14 protein-coding genes are annotated in these 17,343 nt (G+C 65.9%); 8 read left to right on the top strand and 6 right to left on the bottom strand.

Annotated elements, in window-relative coordinates:
- The coding region (locus ACFXN1_RS23830; RefSeq protein ID WP_379463672.1) for a TetR/AcrR family transcriptional regulator at nucleotides 1-224 on the bottom strand (224 nt) is incomplete at its 3' end.
- 37 nt (nucleotides 225-261) lie between these two features.
- On the opposite strand from ACFXN1_RS23830, the gene ACFXN1_RS23825 reads away from it, so the two are divergent.
- Nucleotides 262-1,302 carry an epoxide hydrolase family protein gene (locus ACFXN1_RS23825; protein WP_379442938.1) on the top strand — a complete coding sequence of 347 codons (1,041 nt, stop codon included), beginning with the start codon at nucleotides 262-264 and terminating at the stop codon, nucleotides 1,300-1,302.
- Between the two features lie 146 nt (nucleotides 1,303-1,448).
- Nucleotides 1,449-2,363, top strand: coding sequence for a hypothetical protein (locus ACFXN1_RS23820; RefSeq protein WP_379442937.1), 915 nt, complete (start codon nucleotides 1,449-1,451; stop codon nucleotides 2,361-2,363).
- Between the two features lie 42 nt (nucleotides 2,364-2,405).
- On the opposite strand, the gene ACFXN1_RS23815 is transcribed toward ACFXN1_RS23820, so the two are convergent.
- Nucleotides 2,406-3,356, bottom strand: coding sequence for a helix-turn-helix transcriptional regulator (locus ACFXN1_RS23815; RefSeq protein ID WP_379442936.1), 951 nt, complete (start codon nucleotides 3,354-3,356; stop codon nucleotides 2,406-2,408).
- 100 nt (nucleotides 3,357-3,456) lie between these two features.
- On the opposite strand from ACFXN1_RS23815, the gene ACFXN1_RS23810 reads away from it, so the two are divergent.
- Nucleotides 3,457-4,110 carry a TIGR03086 family metal-binding protein gene (locus ACFXN1_RS23810; RefSeq protein ID WP_379442935.1) on the top strand — a complete coding sequence of 218 codons (654 nt, stop codon included), beginning with the start codon at nucleotides 3,457-3,459 and terminating at the stop codon, nucleotides 4,108-4,110.
- Nucleotides 4,111-4,147: 37 nt separating this feature from the next.
- Nucleotides 4,148-5,227: a redox-regulated ATPase YchF gene (gene ychF / locus ACFXN1_RS23805; protein ID WP_354833494.1), complete on the top strand. Its 1,080-nt coding sequence runs from the start codon at nucleotides 4,148-4,150 to the stop codon at nucleotides 5,225-5,227.
- Nucleotides 5,228-5,384: 157 nt separating this feature from the next.
- Here ychF and ACFXN1_RS23800 read toward each other — a convergent pair whose 3' ends face one another.
- The gene (locus ACFXN1_RS23800; RefSeq protein ID WP_379442934.1) at nucleotides 5,385-5,801 is read right to left on the bottom strand and encodes a winged helix-turn-helix transcriptional regulator; all 417 of its coding nucleotides are present in this window, start codon (nucleotides 5,799-5,801) and stop codon (nucleotides 5,385-5,387) included.
- A gap of 97 nt (nucleotides 5,802-5,898) precedes the next feature.
- Here ACFXN1_RS23800 and ACFXN1_RS23795 point away from each other — a divergent pair, with 97 nt between their 5' ends.
- Nucleotides 5,899-6,771, top strand: a complete 873-nt coding sequence (locus tag ACFXN1_RS23795; protein ID WP_379442933.1) for an alpha/beta fold hydrolase — start codon at nucleotides 5,899-5,901, stop codon at nucleotides 6,769-6,771.
- Between the two features lie 302 nt (nucleotides 6,772-7,073).
- Here ACFXN1_RS23795 and ACFXN1_RS23790 read toward each other — a convergent pair whose 3' ends face one another.
- Nucleotides 7,074-8,423 carry a serine hydrolase domain-containing protein gene (locus ACFXN1_RS23790; protein ID WP_379442932.1) on the bottom strand — a complete coding sequence of 450 codons (1,350 nt, stop codon included), beginning with the start codon at nucleotides 8,421-8,423 and terminating at the stop codon, nucleotides 7,074-7,076.
- 427 nt (nucleotides 8,424-8,850) lie between these two features.
- Here ACFXN1_RS23790 and ACFXN1_RS23785 point away from each other — a divergent pair, with 427 nt between their 5' ends.
- The gene (locus tag ACFXN1_RS23785) at nucleotides 8,851-11,100 is read left to right on the top strand and encodes a serine/threonine-protein kinase (RefSeq protein WP_379442931.1); all 2,250 of its coding nucleotides are present in this window, start codon (nucleotides 8,851-8,853) and stop codon (nucleotides 11,098-11,100) included.
- Nucleotides 11,101-11,312: 212 nt separating this feature from the next.
- Here the strand turns inward: ACFXN1_RS23785 and ACFXN1_RS23780 are convergent, their stop codons facing one another.
- Nucleotides 11,313-11,606 (bottom strand): hypothetical protein, encoded by a 294-nt coding sequence (locus ACFXN1_RS23780; RefSeq protein ID WP_379442930.1) that lies wholly within the window; start codon nucleotides 11,604-11,606, stop codon nucleotides 11,313-11,315.
- A 437-nt stretch (nucleotides 11,607-12,043) separates the two neighbouring features.
- On the opposite strand from ACFXN1_RS23780, the gene ACFXN1_RS23775 reads away from it, so the two are divergent.
- Complete coding sequence (locus tag ACFXN1_RS23775) at nucleotides 12,044-14,110, top strand: protein kinase (RefSeq protein WP_379442929.1); 2,067 nt, start codon at nucleotides 12,044-12,046, stop codon at nucleotides 14,108-14,110.
- 85 nt (nucleotides 14,111-14,195) lie between these two features.
- A complete protein-coding gene (locus tag ACFXN1_RS23770) occupies nucleotides 14,196-14,501 on the top strand; it encodes a hypothetical protein (protein ID WP_379442928.1) in 306 nt (101 codons plus the stop codon).
- A gap of 725 nt (nucleotides 14,502-15,226) precedes the next feature.
- Here ACFXN1_RS23770 and ACFXN1_RS23765 read toward each other — a convergent pair.
- Nucleotides 15,227-16,678 carry an amidase gene (locus ACFXN1_RS23765; RefSeq protein ID WP_379442927.1) on the bottom strand — a complete coding sequence of 484 codons (1,452 nt, stop codon included), beginning with the start codon at nucleotides 16,676-16,678 and terminating at the stop codon, nucleotides 15,227-15,229.
- Nucleotides 16,679-17,343 lie beyond the last annotated feature (665 nt).

Raw genomic sequence — 17,343 nt, 5'->3', positions numbered from 1 at the left:
GAACGGTCGCCGTCGAAGGAGCTGGAGACCGGGATCTCCACCTGGGTGGCCGCCAGGAAAAGGCCGTCCTTGCCGCCGAAATAGCGCGTGATGAGGTTGGGTGACACGCCGGCCGCGTCGGCCACACCCTTGACCGTGATCGCCGCGTACCCGCGCTCGGCGAACTGGCGTTGCGCGTGCTCCAGGATCCGCTGACGGGTGGCAGCCGCATTGCGCAAACTCATGTGTATGAGGATACACATCATGTGTACGCTGATACACATGAGTGACGAGATGCGGGAACGACTCCGGCGGACGCGGCGCGTCACGACCCCGTGGAGCGACGACGAAACGCGCGGCATCACCGGCACCCGCCTCGACGAACTACTCGAACACTGGGCCGATGGATACGACTGGGACGTACATGAACGGCGTATCCGCGAATTCCCTTGGGTGACAGTGCGAACAGCCGACACCGATCTGCGTGTGATCCACCAGCGGTCCGCCGATCCCGGCGCCCCGGTCGTCGTGCTGCTGCACGGCTGGCCGGACTCGGTGCTGCGGTTCGAACGCGTCCTGCCTCTGCTCACCGACATGCACGTGGTGGTTCCGGCGCTACCGGGCTTCCCGTTCGCGCCCCCGCTCACCACGCCCGGTATGTCGGTCAACCGGATCGCCGGCATCGTCGCGAACGCTCTCCATGAGCTCGGTTACTCGCGGTACACGGTCTCCGGCGGCGATGTGGGCGGCACGGTCGCGGAGATTCTTGCGGCCGAACACCCGGATCGCGTGGCGGCCCTGCACCTTACGAACATCGCCCCGCGGCGTGCGCTCACCGCTGATCCGGCGACACTCGCACCCGACGCGGCCGCCTACCTCGACCGCTCGGCGCAGTGGTTCCGCACCGACGGCGGATACATAGCGGAGCAGTCGACCCGGCCGAACACCCTCGCCGTCGCCCTCGGCGACTCACCCGCCGGACTCGCAGCGTGGCTTGTCGAGAAACTCGAGTCCTGGTCCGATAAATCGGCTTTCACCACCGACGAACTCCTCACATGGGTCACCGCCTACTGGGCCACCGGCACGATCGGCACCTCGTTCGCCACCTACGTCGAACCGGTCACCCTCCCCGCCCGCATCGACACCCCAACCGTGCTCTCGGTCTTCCCACACGACATCAAGCCCGAGCCACGAAGTTACGCCGAAGCCTTCCTGAACATTCGCGACTACGTGGAACATCGCGCCGGCGGCCACTTCGCGGCCTGGGAACAACCCGAGGCTTACGTCGGCGACATACGTCGCGCCATCGAGCTGGGCAGCTGAAACGACGCGTGCGAATGCTCCACCACTGCAACGCCACACGCCCACACACCTCCGGTCGGCAGTCGACACCGTGACCCGGGTTGGTGGTGGAAGTTTCTCGGCGCGGCGGCTACGGGTCAGCTATCGGGCACTGAATAATGCTGTGGATGAGCGCGATCCGGTGGAATCGTCGATCGGTGTTGGCTTCGATGGCCGTGCTGTCGGCCGGGGCTGGGCTCGGCGGTCGAACCGCGATCGCGCGGGCGGCGGCGACTACGCGGTACACGATGACCGCGTTCACCAATAGCAGTGATACCGACCTGTACGTCTATGAATCCGAGGACGCGGCAAACTTCACGTTGCTGCGGGCCGGCGCCTACCGCCCGGCCGCCGGGCTGGTGCGGGATCCCAGTTTGCTCCGGCACACCGACGGGGCCTACTACATCGCGTACACCACTGCCGGAGACGGTCACACCATCGGATTCGCCCGTAGCACCGACCGCCTCACCTGGACTCACCTGTCGGATTATCCGGTCCCGGTGCCGAGCGCCGAAGCTGCTTGGGCGCCAACATGGTTCGACCTCATTCTCGGATATGTCGGGGTGCTCGTCTCCATCTCGCAGGGGCATGGCTTCCGGCCCTATCTGATCGTCACGGCCGATCCGGCCCGGCCGGTGTGGAGCCCGCCGACTCCGCTCGCGGGGATCGGGCCGCAGCACCCGGGGCACCTCGGCTATATCGACACTGCCGTCGTGGCGCGTGACGGCAGCTACTACGCCTTCACGAAGAACGAATCCAGCAAGTACATCGAGCTTGCGGTCGCTACTACGCCGCTGGGGCCATACCGGTTCATCGGCACCGGCGACTGGGCCGGCTGGGGTGCACCGCGGGAGGGTCACTGTGTGATCGAACTGCCCGACGGAGGGCACCGGATCTACTTCGACGCCTACACCGAGAAGAAGTACTTCTACAGCGACAGCCACGACGGATTCCACACCTGGACCGCACCCGTCGAGCTTCCAGGATTGTCCGGAACCGTCCGCCACGTCACGGTCCTGCCCGAACCTGCGGGCACCCAGTAGTGCTCACCACACTGGCAATCGCTGCTGACTCATCGGTGAAGTTCACGGGTAGGTGGCGGCCGCGTAGCGGTGGGCGAGGGTGCGGATATGGGTGACGAGTTCGGGTGGGTCGGTCACGCGGAAATCCATCATCAGCATGCTGAGGTAGATGGCGATGGTTTCCAGGCGGTCGGCTCCGGTCAGCAGGAGGCAGGAGGTGTCGTCGAGGGGTTCGACCACGCCGACTGTCGGGTTGATGCGGGCTATGACGGTTTCGGCGGGGGCCAGAACCGTGACGCGGGCGTGGACTTGCCAACCGGTGGAGGCTATTTCGCGCAGGACGAAGGCGACGAGGTCGGAGTCGGGGAGTGGGCGTGGAGCGAAATGGCGTGTGCCGGGGAGGATTTCGGTGATCGACGCCACCGGGAGTGCCTGCCAGGAGTGGGAATCGAGACTGTAGGCGACCAGGTACCAGCGGCGTTGCCAGCTGATCAACCGGTAGGGCTCGAGTTCGGTGGCGTCGGCGCGCAGGGTGGTGGTGGCGCGGATTGCGGTGGCGAGGGTGGCGAGGGTTTCGGCGGAGACGGGGGCGTCGGGTTCCCGGGAGCCGGTGACGGCGGGGCCGATGTCCGTGACGGAACGCAGTGCGGTGACCTTGCGTTGCAGGCGTTTCGGGAGGATGCGGTCCATCTTCGCCTGGGCGCGTTCGAGATTGGCGTGGATGTCGGCGATGCCGGTGCTGCCGTCGGCAGCCACGTTCATGGCGACGGCCACCGCGACGGCCTCGTCGTCGTCCAGCAGCAGCGGGGGCATGGTGGCGCCCTGGCCGAGGCGATAGCCGCCGACCGGGCCGCGGTCGGCGTGCACCGGGTAGCCGAGTTCGCGCAGGCGCGCGATGTCCTGGCGGAGGGTGCGGTCGGTGACGGAGAGCCGTTCGGCCAGTTCACGGCCGGTGAGGGTGCGCTCCTGGAGCAGGGACAGCAGGCGCAGCAAACGGGTTGTGGTGGAGGTCACACAGCGCCCTTCCGTCCGGCCGGATGATTAGGAAGAAAACCAGCCTAATCGGGTCATACCTTTATCTCAACGGATCGAAACGACCTGAGAGGCAAGAACAATGAGCGCCAACCCGCAGACCGGCAACTCGCCCGCCACCGTCCTCGCCCCGGCCTGGCGCGAGGTCCTCGCGGCGTCGCACCGCGCGCTCGCCGAGGTCGTGGCCGGTGTGGGCGCGGACCAGTGGGACAACCCCACCCCGTGCTCGGAATGGACTGTGACGCAGGTGGTTCAGCACGCGGCCGGTGATCAGCTGGCCTACGCCAAGTTCCTCGGCATCGGTGACGGCCCGGCCTACAACCCGTTCGAGCCCTCCGGTCACATCGACGGCGGTGCGGTCGAATTGGTCTCCGCCGCAATCGAACCCACCGCCACCGCCTGGGCCACCGTCACCGACGGCACCGAGACCGTGCCCACCCCGCTGCCGCACGGCGAGCTCCCCACCCCGGTGGCCGCGGTCATGTGCGCGCTCGACGCCGCGGTGCACGCCTGGGACATCGCCATCGGCACCGGGCAGCCCTCGCCGCTCACCGAGGAACTGGCCGGACACCTGCTCACCGCCGCCCGCGGCCTCGTCGAGCCGCTGCGCGACTACGGCGTCTTCGCGCCCGTCGTCACCGAACTGCCCGCGACCGGCACCCCGGTGGCGGACGAACTGCTGGCCTACCTCGGCCGCAACCGCGGGCCTGACGGACCGGCCCCGGACCTGCGGTGACGGAGCGGGCCGCCGGTCCGGGTAGACTCCCACTCTCGTGAGTCTCACCCTCGGAATCGTCGGCCTGCCCAACGTCGGAAAGTCGACGCTGTTCAACGCTCTGACGCGCAATGACGTGCTGGCCGCGAACTACCCGTTCGCCACCATCGAGCCGAATGTCGGCGTGGTGCCGCTGCCGGATCCGAGGTTGAACACGCTGGCCGGCATCTTCGGCTCCGAGCGCCTCGTCCCCGCGGTGGTGTCGTTCGTCGACATCGCGGGCATCGTGAAGGGCGCCTCCGAGGGCGCGGGCCTGGGCAACAAGTTCCTCGCCAATATCCGTGAGGCCGATGCCATCTGCCAGGTCGTGCGCGTCTTCGCCGACGACGACGTGATCCACGTCGACGGCAAGGTGGACCCGCTGTCCGACATCGAGGTGATCGAGACCGAGCTCATCCTGGCCGACCTGCAGACCCTCGAGAAGGCCGTGGTCCGTCTCGACAAGGAAGCCAAGGTCAAGAAGGACCGCAAGCCGGTCGCCGATACCGCCAAGCAGGCGCAGGAGATCCTCAACAGCGGCAAGACCCTGTTCGCCGCGCGCGACCAGCTGGACACCGAGCTGCTGAAGGAACTCTCGCTGCTCACCATCAAGCCGTTCCTCTATGTCTTCAATGCCGACGAGTCGATCCTCACCGACGAGGACAAGAAGGCCGAGCTGAAGGCCGCCGTCGCCCCCGCCGACGCGGTGTTCCTGGATGCCAAGGTCGAGGCCGAACTGCTCGAGCTGGACGAGGAATCCGCCCTCGAACTGCTGGAGTCCATCGGCCAGACCGAGCCGGGCCTGCACGCCCTGGCCCGCGCCGGCTTCCACACCCTGGGCCTGCAGACCTACCTCACCGCCGGTCCCAAGGAAGCCCGCGCCTGGACCATCCACCAGGGCGACACCGCCCCCAAGGCCGCCGGCGTCATCCACACCGACTTCGAACGCGGCTTCATCAAGGCCGAGATCGTCGCCTTCACCGACCTCGTCGAGGCCGGCTCCATGGCCGCCGCCAAGTCCGCCGGCAAGGTCCGGATGGAAGGCAAGGACTACGTCATGGCCGACGGCGACGTCGTCGAATTCAGATTCAACGTCTGAGCCTCTGCGAAGAAATAGGGCAGCGCGGGTATCGCTGCTGGTAGAGACTCTGCTGAGCCCCCATTCGGTGTCCGGGTGGGGGCTCAGTCGTTTCTCCAGCGCCCCGTGCTGGCCGGTTCGGTCAGCACGGTATGCGGCATGAGCGTGTGTTGGGAAGCTATTCGCTGGCGGTTGGGTCGGCTTGTGCGTCGTTGACGGTGTTGGCGTAATCGATCTCGGCCATATGATCCTCGGCCCAGGTACGCAAAGCCGCCAAGGGGATCTCCAGAGACAAGCCAAGTTCGGTGAGCCGGTAGTGCACGCGTGGTGGCACTGTCGGCTCCACTCGACGGGTGACCAGACCGTCGCGGGCCAGGTTGTGCAGGGTCACCGACAGCATCTTCTGGGATACACCGGGCATTCGCCGCCGCAGCTCGGCGAAGCGCACCTCACCCGGGGCGGCCTGCGCGAGGACCTTGACCACCATCGACGTCCATTTGGTGCCGATGCGGTCCAGCAATTGCCGTGTCGGGCATTGGGAATCGAACAGATCACCACGAACCGGCGTCTTCGCGTGCGCTGATCGAGTAGTCACCTGGACCTCACCACCTGTAGCCGAAGTGCCTTCTTGGCAGCCTAACTGAGGTTACCTACCGTTTCCTGGTAACCAACGGTAACCGCAAGGAGGTCCCATGACCCACACACCACCGCTGCAAACCGCCCCTATCGAGCTGCGCCGGATCGAGACCAACGGCATCCGCGCCAACGTCGCCATCGCCGGCGCCGGCCCCGCAGTCGTTCTGCTGCACGGCTTTCCCCATACCTGGCGACTCTGGAGCGAGATCATCGGCCCGCTGTCCGAGCACTACCGGATCATCGCCCCGGACCTTCGTGGGTTCGGCGCCACCAGCCGTGCATCAGACGGCTACGACGCCACCACGCTGGCCGCCGATACGGCCGGGATCCTCGATGCCCTCGGCGAACCCACCGCGGCCGTGGTCGCGATCGATGTCGGCACCCCGGTCGCTGTCCTGCTCGCCCTGCGCCACCCCGACCGGGTGCGACGGCTGGTGGTCATGGAAGCCTTGCTGGGCACGCTCCCCGGCGCCGAGGACTTCCTCACCGCGGGTCCGCCGTGGTGGTTCGGCTTCCACGCCGTCCCCGGTCTCGCCGAAACGGTCCTGCCCGGCCACGAGGCACAGTATGTCGAATGGTTTCTCACCACCGGCACTCGTGGCCGAGGTGTGCGGGCCGATATCCGCGACGCATTCGTCGATGCCTACACCGGTGAAGACGCCCTACGTTGCGCCTTCTCCTACTACCGGGCACTACCGACCAGCGCACGACAGATCGATCACGCCGTGGCAGCCGACCGACTCACCACACCCACCCTGGCGATCGGTGCCCACCCGGTCGGCGACGCACTCGAGCGGCAACTACGCCCTATCGCCGATACCCTTGCGGGACACGTCATTCCGGATTGTGGCCACATCATCCCGCTGGACCGTCCGCAAGAACTGCTCAACCTCATAACCCCCTTCCTCGCCGCCGACCAACCTGCCTGACCCCGTTACGGCGGCCCCGCGCGAAGACCCGGCTCGGTCAGCGGGGTAGTCGGTCGGCGTGCGTGTTCGGCTGACTTCGGCGGTAACCCGTGTGCCCGTAGATTAGGACATAGGCACTCGTGCATTTGGTGGCCTGAGTGAAAGCTCAACGGGCAGAATAGATGTCATGACTGAGTTTGCGCTCTCAACGGATGCGCAGCGCAGCACCGCCAGTGTTTAGAGGTTGGGGACCACAACAGTGGGTGACCATTTCTTCGCGCACGGCGCGAAGGAAGGCGATATCCCTTTCTTCGGCATGTGATTCAGCGGATGCCGGGCGTGCGCGGGTCCGGACCGAGGCAGGCTTGAATGACGCAGCCCGGCGCGGTATCCGCGAACGGCGGTGCCAACGGGTAGTTCAGGCAGCTGAAGACATTGCAGCCCGGATATGCCGCGGGCCCGACGCCGAAGACCGCGATCAGCAGATCCGTATCCACGTACCCGCTCGAATCCGCGCGCAGCGGCGGTTCGACATACGGACCGGGATCGGGCACCAGAGGGTCTTGGAATGCCGCGAACAATCTGCGGAAGAATTCGTGCGCCAGCTCCGTGGTGTCCTCCAGAGCCTCCTCGATGCCCTGGTTGCTGACACTTCCGAAGACTCCGGTCCACACCACCGTCAAATCCAGACTCGGCACGATGAAGACGTTCTGCATGCCGCCTCCGACCATGAAATACACGTCAGCGGGCTGGAAGTCCTGGAACTCTTCGCATCCCAGGCCGATCCAGAGCAGGTAGCCGAAGCACTTGTTCGCTGGTGACGGCTGGCGTGCCATGCGCAGATAAGTCTCGGAGACGAGTTGCTGTGTGCCCCAGCGCCCGTCATTGCTCACCAGCAGACCGAGCTTCGCGAAATCGTTCGGCGGGATCATCAGATGGGCATAACCGTAGGTGTGCCCGGCGCGATCGCGCGCCCAGTAATAATCACCGCGTTCGATGCCGAGCGGATCGAAAAGCGCACGCTGCGCGAACTGCTGCAACGGCTCGCCGATGGCCAACTCGATGACATAGGCGAGCAGATCGACATCGCGCTCGCTGTAGCTGAATACCGCACCCGGCGGATTGTCCAACGGCACCCCGAGCGCCTGCACGGCACCATTCGGATCGATCGAAATCACCCCGGTGACACCCTCGGTAAGTATATCCGCCGCCAGGCCCGACGATTCGGTCAGCAGATTCTCCACTGTGATCGACCGATGCCGCTCATCACCGAGTCCGGACGGCAGATACCGATCGATCGGCGCCTCGAGATCGAGTTTCCCCTGATCCCAGGCTATTCCGGCGAGCAGGGAGACAACGCTCTTCGTCGCACTCCAGATATTCCACGCGACATCGCCGGTCTCGCCGTTCGTCGGCCCCTCACCGATCAGGCAGTTGTGCCGGAACACCTGCACATTCAACCGATTACGCCCACTGGCGAACGCCAAGGCGTCCGCGAGCAGCCCCGAATCCAGTCCAACCTGTTCCGGAGCCGCCCGTTCCGGGTCCCGCCCGGACGACACCTCACACGACCGCTGCTCGGCGGACGCGGCCTGCGCACCCCCAGCGAAAACGCTCCCAGCGACCATCGATATCGCCGCAATTCCGGCCAGGAATCGGTAGATGCGACCCATAGCTCGAGGCTATCGCCCCCGGCAGTGCCAGAGCGGACAACAGGCTGAATAAGGTTCAGCCGAATGCAAACCGGGCGTACCGCTCAACGTCGAATATTCCAAGATTCCTCTTTGAGGACATCAGCGGCGTGTTCGTGCCGTGAACCCATCCTGCGCCCATGACGAGGACCGTGAGCCCGGTCAGTACCGACGCTGTAGGCGGTGACGATCCGACGAGGACCGTTGGGGTCGGGGTCGATCTTCATGCACGTGTCCTGGTAGGCCGACACCCCGGACACCATGAACGCCCGGGGTGTGGCTCCTTGGTAGGGGGTGGACAGCTGGGGAGCAACGGTGTATGGCTATTGATGAAGTGCCGATCATCCACCTGAGGGATCCAATACCCCTTGTTGGGGAGGCGGGATCAACCGCTTCGAGGCGAGCGACGATGGATAAGGACCTCGGCGCGAGCGCATTCGACCCCGGTGCCGCCCGCGCGACTGCAACGCAGACCGCGTTGACGACTCTGGTTGCCCAGTTCGCCGAGGACTGGCATTCATCGAGCGAACCACCTGATCTGTCGATCCACCTGCCGGCCGAGCCGGCGCTGCGGCGGACCACGTTGATCGAACTGATCAAAGTGGATCTGCACGAACAGTGGCGGCGTAGCGACGACGCGCTGCGCCTTGCCGACTATCGCGAACAGTTCCCGGAACTGGGCACTGCCCCGCTGCCGCCGGATCTCATCTACGAGGAGATCAGTGCCCGCAGCTGTCGCAACGACATCGACCTCACCGAGTACGAGCACGACTATCCGGCCCAAATGGCCCGCATCACCGAGACTTTCGATGTCGGCGGCGTGCGCAGCACGCTGCTGGCCGACCCCACGGCAGTCGATGCTCTCGACTCCATCAATACGGGCACATCCCTGGACGATTTCGATCTGCTGCTGCCGCTGGGCCGCGGCGCGTTCGCGCGCGTATTCCTGGCTCGGCAGCGATCGCTGAGCCGACTGGTAGCTGTGAAGATCTCCCGCGACCACGGCGCCGAACCGCAGACGCTGGCCCAGCTCGACCACGACCATATCGTCCGCGTCTTCGATCAGCGTCAGATCACTGAACAGCATCTGAAGTTGATGTACATGCAGTACGTGCCCGGCGGCACCCTGCTGGGCGTGCTGCGACTGCTGCGGCGCACTCCACCGGCCGGACGCAGCGGCAAGCTGCTGCTGGCGGCTATCGACGCCGCCACCACGACCACGGGCGTGCTCGCGCCGCAGCCCTCGCCCGCACGCGCGGAACTGGAACAGCTCACCTGGCCGGAAACCGTGGCCTGGCTGGGCGCCCGGCTGGCCGCCGCGCTCGACTACGCCAATCGCCACGGTGTGCTGCACCGCGACATCAAACCCGCAAATGTGCTGTTGACCGCCGACGGTCAGCCCAAGCTGGCCGATTTCAACATCAGCTTCAGCCGGCATCTGCCTGGTGCGAACCCCGTCGCGTACTTCGGCGGCTCCCTGCGCTACATGTCCCCCGAACAGCTCGAGGCCTGCCACCCCAACGTGGCCACCACTGCCGCCGATCTGGACACCCGCAGCGACCTCTACGCACTGGCGGTGGTCCTGTGGGAACTGCTCACCGGACTGCGACCGTTCGACGACGGAGACCGGGCCGGCGAATCGGAGCAATCGCTGCAGGCGATGATCGATCGCCGCCGCCGGCCCGTCGACGCGACTATGGAGGCCGAGCTGCCCCCTGACTGCCCGGCCCTACTGCGTCACGCACTGCTCACCTGCCTTGCGCCCGACCCCGCCGACCGCTACCCCAGCGGTGCCGAACTGGCCCAGCGGCTCGAATTGAGCCAGGACCGGGCCGCCCGTGACCTGGTCGACCCACCCGCACACAGCCTGCGGGCACGGCTGCGCATGCGGCCGATTCCGGTGGTGCTTCCGACAGGCATGTTCGGCCAGGTCGCGGCCGGACTGTACCTTTCGGCGCACAATGTCCGGCTGATCCAACTCGAACTGGGCTCCGAGGCTGCCGGGCGGCTGACCCACCTGGGTTACGTGGTGATCGCGATCTCCTATCCGATCGCCATCGCCGGACTGCTGTACTGGTGTCGCAACGTCTTCCTAGTGCCCGACGGCCTGCGCCGCGGCAAACACTTCGACGAGACCACCCTCGCCCGTGCGCGCGCCGACGCCCTCGCCTGCGGCGACCGGATCGCGGCAGTCGCGTTCACCGGATGGATCCTGGCCATGGGCATCTTCCTGGTGAAACTGCTGTCACTGGGGCCGCTGCCGGGCGGGCTGCTGGCTAATCTGATCGCCTCGAGCCTCGTCGCAGCCACGGTAGCGGTCGTGTACACGTACTTTCCGGCCACCTTCTTCGTGCTGCGCTGGTACTACCCGGGTTTGGTCGCCGCCGGGCACCTCGCCCCCGACGACGCCACCCGGCTGCATCGGCTGATCCAACGCAGCCGTGTGTATCTCGGTGTGGCGGCATCGGTTCCGCTGATCGGCGTGCCGTTAGGGCTGATGTTCTTGACTCCGCAACAGCAGCACACGGTGATCGGCTCGATGGTAGCCCTCTGTGTCGGTGGGCTTGTCGCCTTCGCCGTCGCCCTGCGCACCTTCTACGCCCTGCAATCGGATCTGGCGGCTCTCAATCGCATCGTGAATCCCCATTCTCACGTCTGACCGATGGATGGCCATACGACCGAGATCGGCTGATCTCGAGCCGGTGTGAAGGACATTCACATTCGACCAGCGGCGCGCTGGCGTAGGCGGGAGCCGCTGCCGTACTACCACTTTCGGTACTGACGTATCCCGCGTTCCAATGCGACCACCTGGGATGTCGATGGTGACAGCGCATCGGCGGGAGCGTTCTTCGATGAGCTGGGCCAGACCGTCTAGCACTCGCGCCAGGCCGAATTCGTAGGCGCTGTATGCGTTTTGTAGGCACTGTCGTGATTTTGGCCGACGGCGGTGCCGACACGGGCGGACAACGGATATTGCTCGGGGTCGAAGACCGATTCCAGGACCGGGGCGGCGCGCTGCCACCACTCGTGTTCGGACGTGTTGCTGTCGGCGGCGGCCCACTGGGTGTCGATGGCGATGCGGGCGACGGAGTTCACGAAACCGAGTACATAGGTGAGCGCCGCGTCCATCGTGAGGTCGTCGAGGCCGAGGCCGAGGCCGTGCAAGGCGCTCAGTTCATGGTCTATTTGGCGGCCTGGCCCGGACCTGGCGGCAGGCGGGTGGTCGGGACGTAGGCGACCCAGGGGTGGTGGGCCAGAATCTCCCAGTGTTCTCGGCCGCATCGTCGTAATGCGTTGCCGCCATGGCATTCCGGTGAGATCGGTGCGCGGCATCTGCTTGAACACGGCGTCCAACTCAACTCGCCATGAGCGCGTACTCGAGTTCGCTAGAGCCAGCGGGGGCGATGTGGCCGGGGGATCGATCTCGAGGCGGCACCGGCGCCGTCTCGGACCGACCGGTTCGAGATCTCGTATGGCCGGTGTCCGCGCCTATGCTTATTGAGAGGTTTCTGTTGCCAGTGCGGGTGCCCGAATAGCGGGCTGGGTGTTTGCTGGTCGGGTGTCGGATTGAGGGTGTTCCCGGAAGGGAGGGGTCCTCAGCGATGGGCGCTTCGTTGGAGTCGGGGGGAGTGTTCGCCGGCTATCGGATCCTGCGTCGGCTCGGTGCGGGTGGTATGGGCACGGTGTATATGGCTGAGCATCCGAATCTGCCGCGCCTGGTCGCTCTGAAGGTGCTCAACCGTGCTCTGACCGATGACGAGGATGTGCGTGCCCGGTTCCTGCGAGAGGCCGATACCGCTGCCCGGCTGGACCATCGGAATATCGTCACCGTCTACGACCGCGGCAACGAGGGTGGTCAGCTGTGGATCGCGATGCAGTATGTCGACGGCAGCGACGTGGCCGAGCTGCTGCGAGGTGGGGGGCTGCCGGTCGGGCGGGCGGTGTGGATCGTCACCGAGACCGCGGCTGCGCTCGATTACGCCCACGGGCACGGGGTGTTGCATCGTGACGTGAAACCGGCCAACATCCTGTTGACCGACGCGTCGCGCGGTGAACCCGAGCGGGTGTTGCTCGCGGACTTCGGTATCGCCAAGGCCCTCGATGAAACCGGCGGTTTTACTCGCAGCGGCATGCTCCTGGCGAGTCTGCAGTACGCCGCGCCCGAACAATTCGATATCGGTGCGACGATCGATCACCGTGTCGACGTGTACGCCCTGGGTGCGACGCTGTACCGGATGCTCACCGGGGCGCTGCCGTATCCCGGGAGCACCCCCGCGCAGCTGATGTACGGGCATTTGAGCCTGCCGATCCCGAAGCCCAGCAGGCAAGGCGACGTGCGTGTGCCCGAAGGTTTCGATGCCATCGTCGAACGCGCCCTGGCCAAGGACCGTGACAGTCGATACTCCAGTTGTGGTGAGCTGGCCGCTGCGGCCAACGACACGCTGGCGGCGGCATCGAAGGAGCTCACCGCGACCGTCTCATCGCCGACCGCACCGCCGAAATCCAAGATGGTGACGGGGGGCATCCCGGCAGTCGGAGGCGCCGAGCATGCGAGCACGACGGAGCCGGCGGTGGTGCCGGGGACTCCGGTCCGAAAGCGCCGCATCCGCCGCCGGTTGCTTGCGGTTGCCGCCGCGGCGGTCGCGATCATCGCTGCGGTCGCTGTGGTCCTGATGTGGCCGAAACCGCCACAGCACGGCTCGCCGGCCTTCACTGTCAGCCCGGTCGCCGTCGGGAAGAACCCGCAGGGCGTAGCGGTCGATGCCACGACACACAACGTGTACGTCGCGAATACTTTCAGCGGTACCGTTTCCGTTATCGACGGCACCACCCTCGCTGTCACCGCCACCATCGAAAACATACCGGGCGCGTGGGGTGTGGCGGTCGACCCGCAAACCCGCACCGTGTATGTGACCGACTGGGCCGACGCCGGCAAGGTGTTCGTGATCGACGCGAACACCAACACCGTCACCGCGACCATCGCCGTCGGGGCCAACGCGAACGAAATGGCGGTCGACCCCCGCAGCCATTTGGTGTATGTCACCAACTCCACCGGCGATCCGCTCGCGGAGGGCCAGACCGGTACCGGTACCAATCCACGCACTTGGTCGAAGCCGGGTTCGGTGTCGGTGATCGACCCCCGCGTCCGCGCCGTGATTGCCACCGTCGGGGTGGGTCTCCGGCCGATCGAGGTCGAGGTCGATGCCGATCGCTCGCGGCTCTACGTCGGCAATGATGCCGACAACTCCGTGTCGGTGATCGACCTGTCGACCAACACCGTGGCCGCGACCATCACGGTGGGCGCGGGGCCATTTGGCCTCGCGCTCGACCATCGCTCCGGCACCCTCTACGTCGCGAACAACGCGGGTGACTCGATATGGACGATCGACACCCACACGAACCGGGTCACCGGCATCATCCCCGTCCACCGCCCGAGCATGATTGCCCTCGACCAGGATCGCCGCATCCTCTACGTCGGGGTGCTGCCGTTGACCAACGACCCGACCACGCTCGACCTGACGCCGGTGGCGATCGACGCCGACACCCACAAGGTCACCCCCATCCCCGGGTCCGGCCGGACTACAGAGGGGGCCGCGGTGGACCCCGGCACCGGTGCCGCCTACCTCGTCGACATCATGGACAATACGGTCTACGTGGTCAGACCCTGACCGATTACCTTGCGGCCACGGGACACCCGCGATTAACAATGAGCCAGAACGACCATCCCCACCAAGATCGAACTAGTCTGAGTGTGTGGCGCAAATCACTGTCCAGCGGCGACGTGGCGGATATGTGGACCTTCTGCGCAAGTACCGCGTGTTCATCGACGGCAGCAAAGTGGGTCGCATCGGCCGTGGCGAGATGCTCACGGTCAGCGTGGACCCTGGCAGCCACGAGGTCCAACTCGAGCTCGACCGGGTGACGTCGCCGACCGTCACCGTCGACCTCGCAACCGATGAGACTCGCCAGCTGTACTGCGAACCAGGCGCCAATGCCCTCACTGCGCTGTACTACCCAATGTTCAGGCGCCGGCACTACATCAAGCTGCGCCCCACATAACTCCGTCGCTCATCGGCATGAGCGCGCACTTGAGTTCACTAGAGCCAGCCAGGCGATGCGGCCAGAGGGGTGGTCTCAAGGCGGTGCCGGCGGCGGGGTTGGCCACACCGAAACATGCCGTCACCTGCTCGGGTGTCCACCCGCCGATAGCGCAAACCAGAAGCCACATAATCGGATGGGTCCTCAGGTATTGCGGAGAACTCGATCCCGAAGAACTCGATCCCGAAAGAAGAGGTGTCCCCGAACCTGACTCCGACGTCGATATCGGAGCCGGGACCGGCACCGGCGCGGCCGCAGCCGGGCCGACCCCCACCACCAAAGCCCCCAGCGCTGACCACAAACTCAATCACATCCATTTCAAAATATTTTGCGGAATCCGCGCACCCGAGGGCCCCGAATTCCCGGGGCTCAGCCGATCCCGGATTCGGGTGGATGCGCGGTAGCCACAGCTCAGAAGTGGTCGGGCCCCGGATCGCCGGGGCTACTGGGGAGGCCGGGTACACCGCTGAGAGCTGCCGTCGATGCCGTGACCGAGAGTGAGGCGCGGACGCAAAATCGCGCGCGGCCTAGTCGGGACGAATAGCGCGGGTAGCGGCATTATCGTGCGTTGCCGCGAACGCCCGTGGTAATGGCAGATGTTGACTTCTGCAACGATTCTCGGGTCGTCGTGGTCGGTTGCGATTTCTGCGGGCGCTTTGTCCTGGTTGGACACCCGGTGGTGCGCTCTACTTCGGTGCCTGGAAGCCGCCGATCTTCTGCTCGAGTAGTTCGGCCAGCCGCAGCGGGGTGCGGTCCTCGAACATCGGACCGATGAGCTGCACTCCCACCGGCAGCCCCTCGGGGGATCGGCCCGCGGGTATGGCGGTGGCGGGCAGGCCGGGCATGGTGGCCACACCGGCCCAGACGAGCTGGTCGAAGTACGGGTACGCGACGCCGTCGATGTCGATGTGCCGGTTCTCCAGACCTCCGTTGTGGTCGTGCGGGAAGGCGGGAGTGGGCGTGATGGGGCACACCACGGCATCGAACTCGGCGAAGAGCTGCCGCCAGCCGTGGCGGTGGAGTTCGCGACGGTTGTTCGCCTCGACCCAGTCGCGGTGGCTGAGCACCATGCCGCGTAGCCGCGCCGCATCGAGACTCCGGTCGTCCGCGCTCAGGGCGGCGGCGTGGGTCTGCAGCTGTTCGTACACGTCGACGGAAAGACTTGCGGCGGCGTTCGACAGCATCAGCAGCATGTAGAGCGTCGCCGCTTCGGTCGGATCGGGCAGCAGCGGACTGTGCCTTTCGACGCGGGCGCCCTCGTCGACGAGCGCCTCGGCGACCCGGTTCACGCCCGCCCGCACCGCCGATCCGGTCGGAATGAGCGGATGGTCCTCGATGATCAGGACACGGAAGTCCGACAGCCGCGCGTGGCGCGCGGGCGGCAATGCGACGTCGTAGGCGACGCTGTGGGTCAGCGGGTCCGGTCCGGCCATTACCTCGAGCAGCAGCGTGAGGTCGCGGGCGGTGCGCGCCATCGGGCCGACGACGGCGAGGTCGAGGTCGATCGGCAGTGCCGGGGCGGGCGGCGCGACCATGCCGCGGGTCGGCGCCAGCCCGAGTGTCGGCTTGTGCGCGTAGACACCGCAGAAATGCGCGGGGGTGCGCAGCGAACCGGCGAGGTCGGAGCCGATGGACAGCGCGCCGAATCCGCACGCCAGGGCCGCCGCCGATCCGCCGGAGGATCCACCCGACGTGCGGCCGTGATCCCACGGATTGTTGGTGGTGCCGTAGATCTCGTTGAAGCTCTGGATATCTCGCAGCATCAACGGCACATTGGTCTTACCGAGCAGCACCGCGCCGGCCGCCTTCAACCGCGACACCTGTACCGCGTCCTCGGCCGGCACATAGTTCGCGTGCTGCGGCATGCCCCAGGTCGTGGGCAGCCCGGCCATGTTGTAGGACTCCTTGACCGTGACCGGGATACCGAGCAGGGGCCGGTCCTCGCCGCGGGCGCGCGCCTGGTCGGCACGATGTGCGGCGGCCCGCGCACGGTCGAAATCCGGCACACAGATCGCGTTGATCGCCTTGTCGTCCCGCTCGATACGAGCGATCGCCTCATCGGTCAGTTCCACCGATGTCACCTCACCGGCCCGCAACGCCGCCAAAAGTTCTTCTGCCGACCGAAGATTCCATTCCATGAATCCGACGTTATTGGCTTGCCGCAGAGGACATAAAATGCCGCTTCGCACAACGGGAAGGTCGAACGGGCCACCTCCACCGGCAATGTCACGCACTCGATCCGTCATCAGAGGTGGCCCACCCCAGGTCATGGCGTTGGTAGTGGGCTGGTGCCATTGGTGCAAGCCATGAAATGCCACTTCGCACAACGGGATAGATATCTCAGTACTTGTCATGTTCCTCTTGGCTGAAGGATTATTCGCGCGCCCGCTGGCCATGGCGGCGCGGCGAGTTCGGTGTCGGCCCGGAAGTTCAGGAAGCCGTCATCGGACACCCTCGCCTACTTCGCGAGGCTGCGAAACGACGTGTACCCGGACAGCTTCATCAACATCGGTATGTCCGGTCCTCGGCTACTTGACACTGGCGGTAGGGCCTGATCCCGGCCAGGATCGGGTCCAGGTGCCCGGTGAGAAGCTCCCTAATCGGCTGCCCGCCAGCGTCATTGGTGTGGATCACTATTGGCTTGCGTCTCACCGGTCACCGTGCCGGGAATGGCTGAAGAGGGGGTTGCCCAGCTCGAAGTAGCGGTGCTTCCCGCACGGACCTCGTACCCCGACACGGGAAGGACGCACCGGTGACGGTCATCATCGGAATGGACCCGCACAAACGCTCGGCCACGATCGAG

The sequence above is a fragment of the Nocardia sp. NPDC059154 genome, assembly GCF_042755705.1.
Lineage (GTDB): Bacteria > Actinomycetota > Actinomycetes > Mycobacteriales > Mycobacteriaceae > Nocardia.
The sequence above is the reverse complement of the archived record's forward strand: the minus strand, read 5'-3'. Positions and strand labels throughout refer to the sequence as shown.

Excerpts from the sequence above, each read along its gene's own strand:
- ACFXN1_RS23825 (WP_379442938.1), top strand. The coding sequence starts at position 262 with ATGAGTGACGAGATGCGGGAACGACTCCGGCGGACGCGGCGCGTCACG.
- ACFXN1_RS23820 (WP_379442937.1), top strand. The coding sequence starts at position 1,449 with ATGAGCGCGATCCGGTGGAATCGTCGATCGGTGTTGGCTTCGATGGCC.
- ACFXN1_RS23810 (WP_379442935.1), top strand. The coding sequence starts at position 3,457 with ATGAGCGCCAACCCGCAGACCGGCAACTCGCCCGCCACCGTCCTCGCC.
- ACFXN1_RS23795 (WP_379442933.1), top strand. The coding sequence starts at position 5,899 with ATGACCCACACACCACCGCTGCAAACCGCCCCTATCGAGCTGCGCCGG.
- ACFXN1_RS23790 (WP_379442932.1), bottom strand. The coding sequence starts at position 8,423 with ATGGGTCGCATCTACCGATTCCTGGCCGGAATTGCGGCGATATCGATG.
- ACFXN1_RS23785 (WP_379442931.1), top strand. The coding sequence starts at position 8,851 with ATGGATAAGGACCTCGGCGCGAGCGCATTCGACCCCGGTGCCGCCCGC.
- ACFXN1_RS23775 (WP_379442929.1), top strand. The coding sequence starts at position 12,044 with ATGGGCGCTTCGTTGGAGTCGGGGGGAGTGTTCGCCGGCTATCGGATC.
- ACFXN1_RS23765 (WP_379442927.1), bottom strand. The coding sequence starts at position 16,678 with ATGGAATGGAATCTTCGGTCGGCAGAAGAACTTTTGGCGGCGTTGCGG.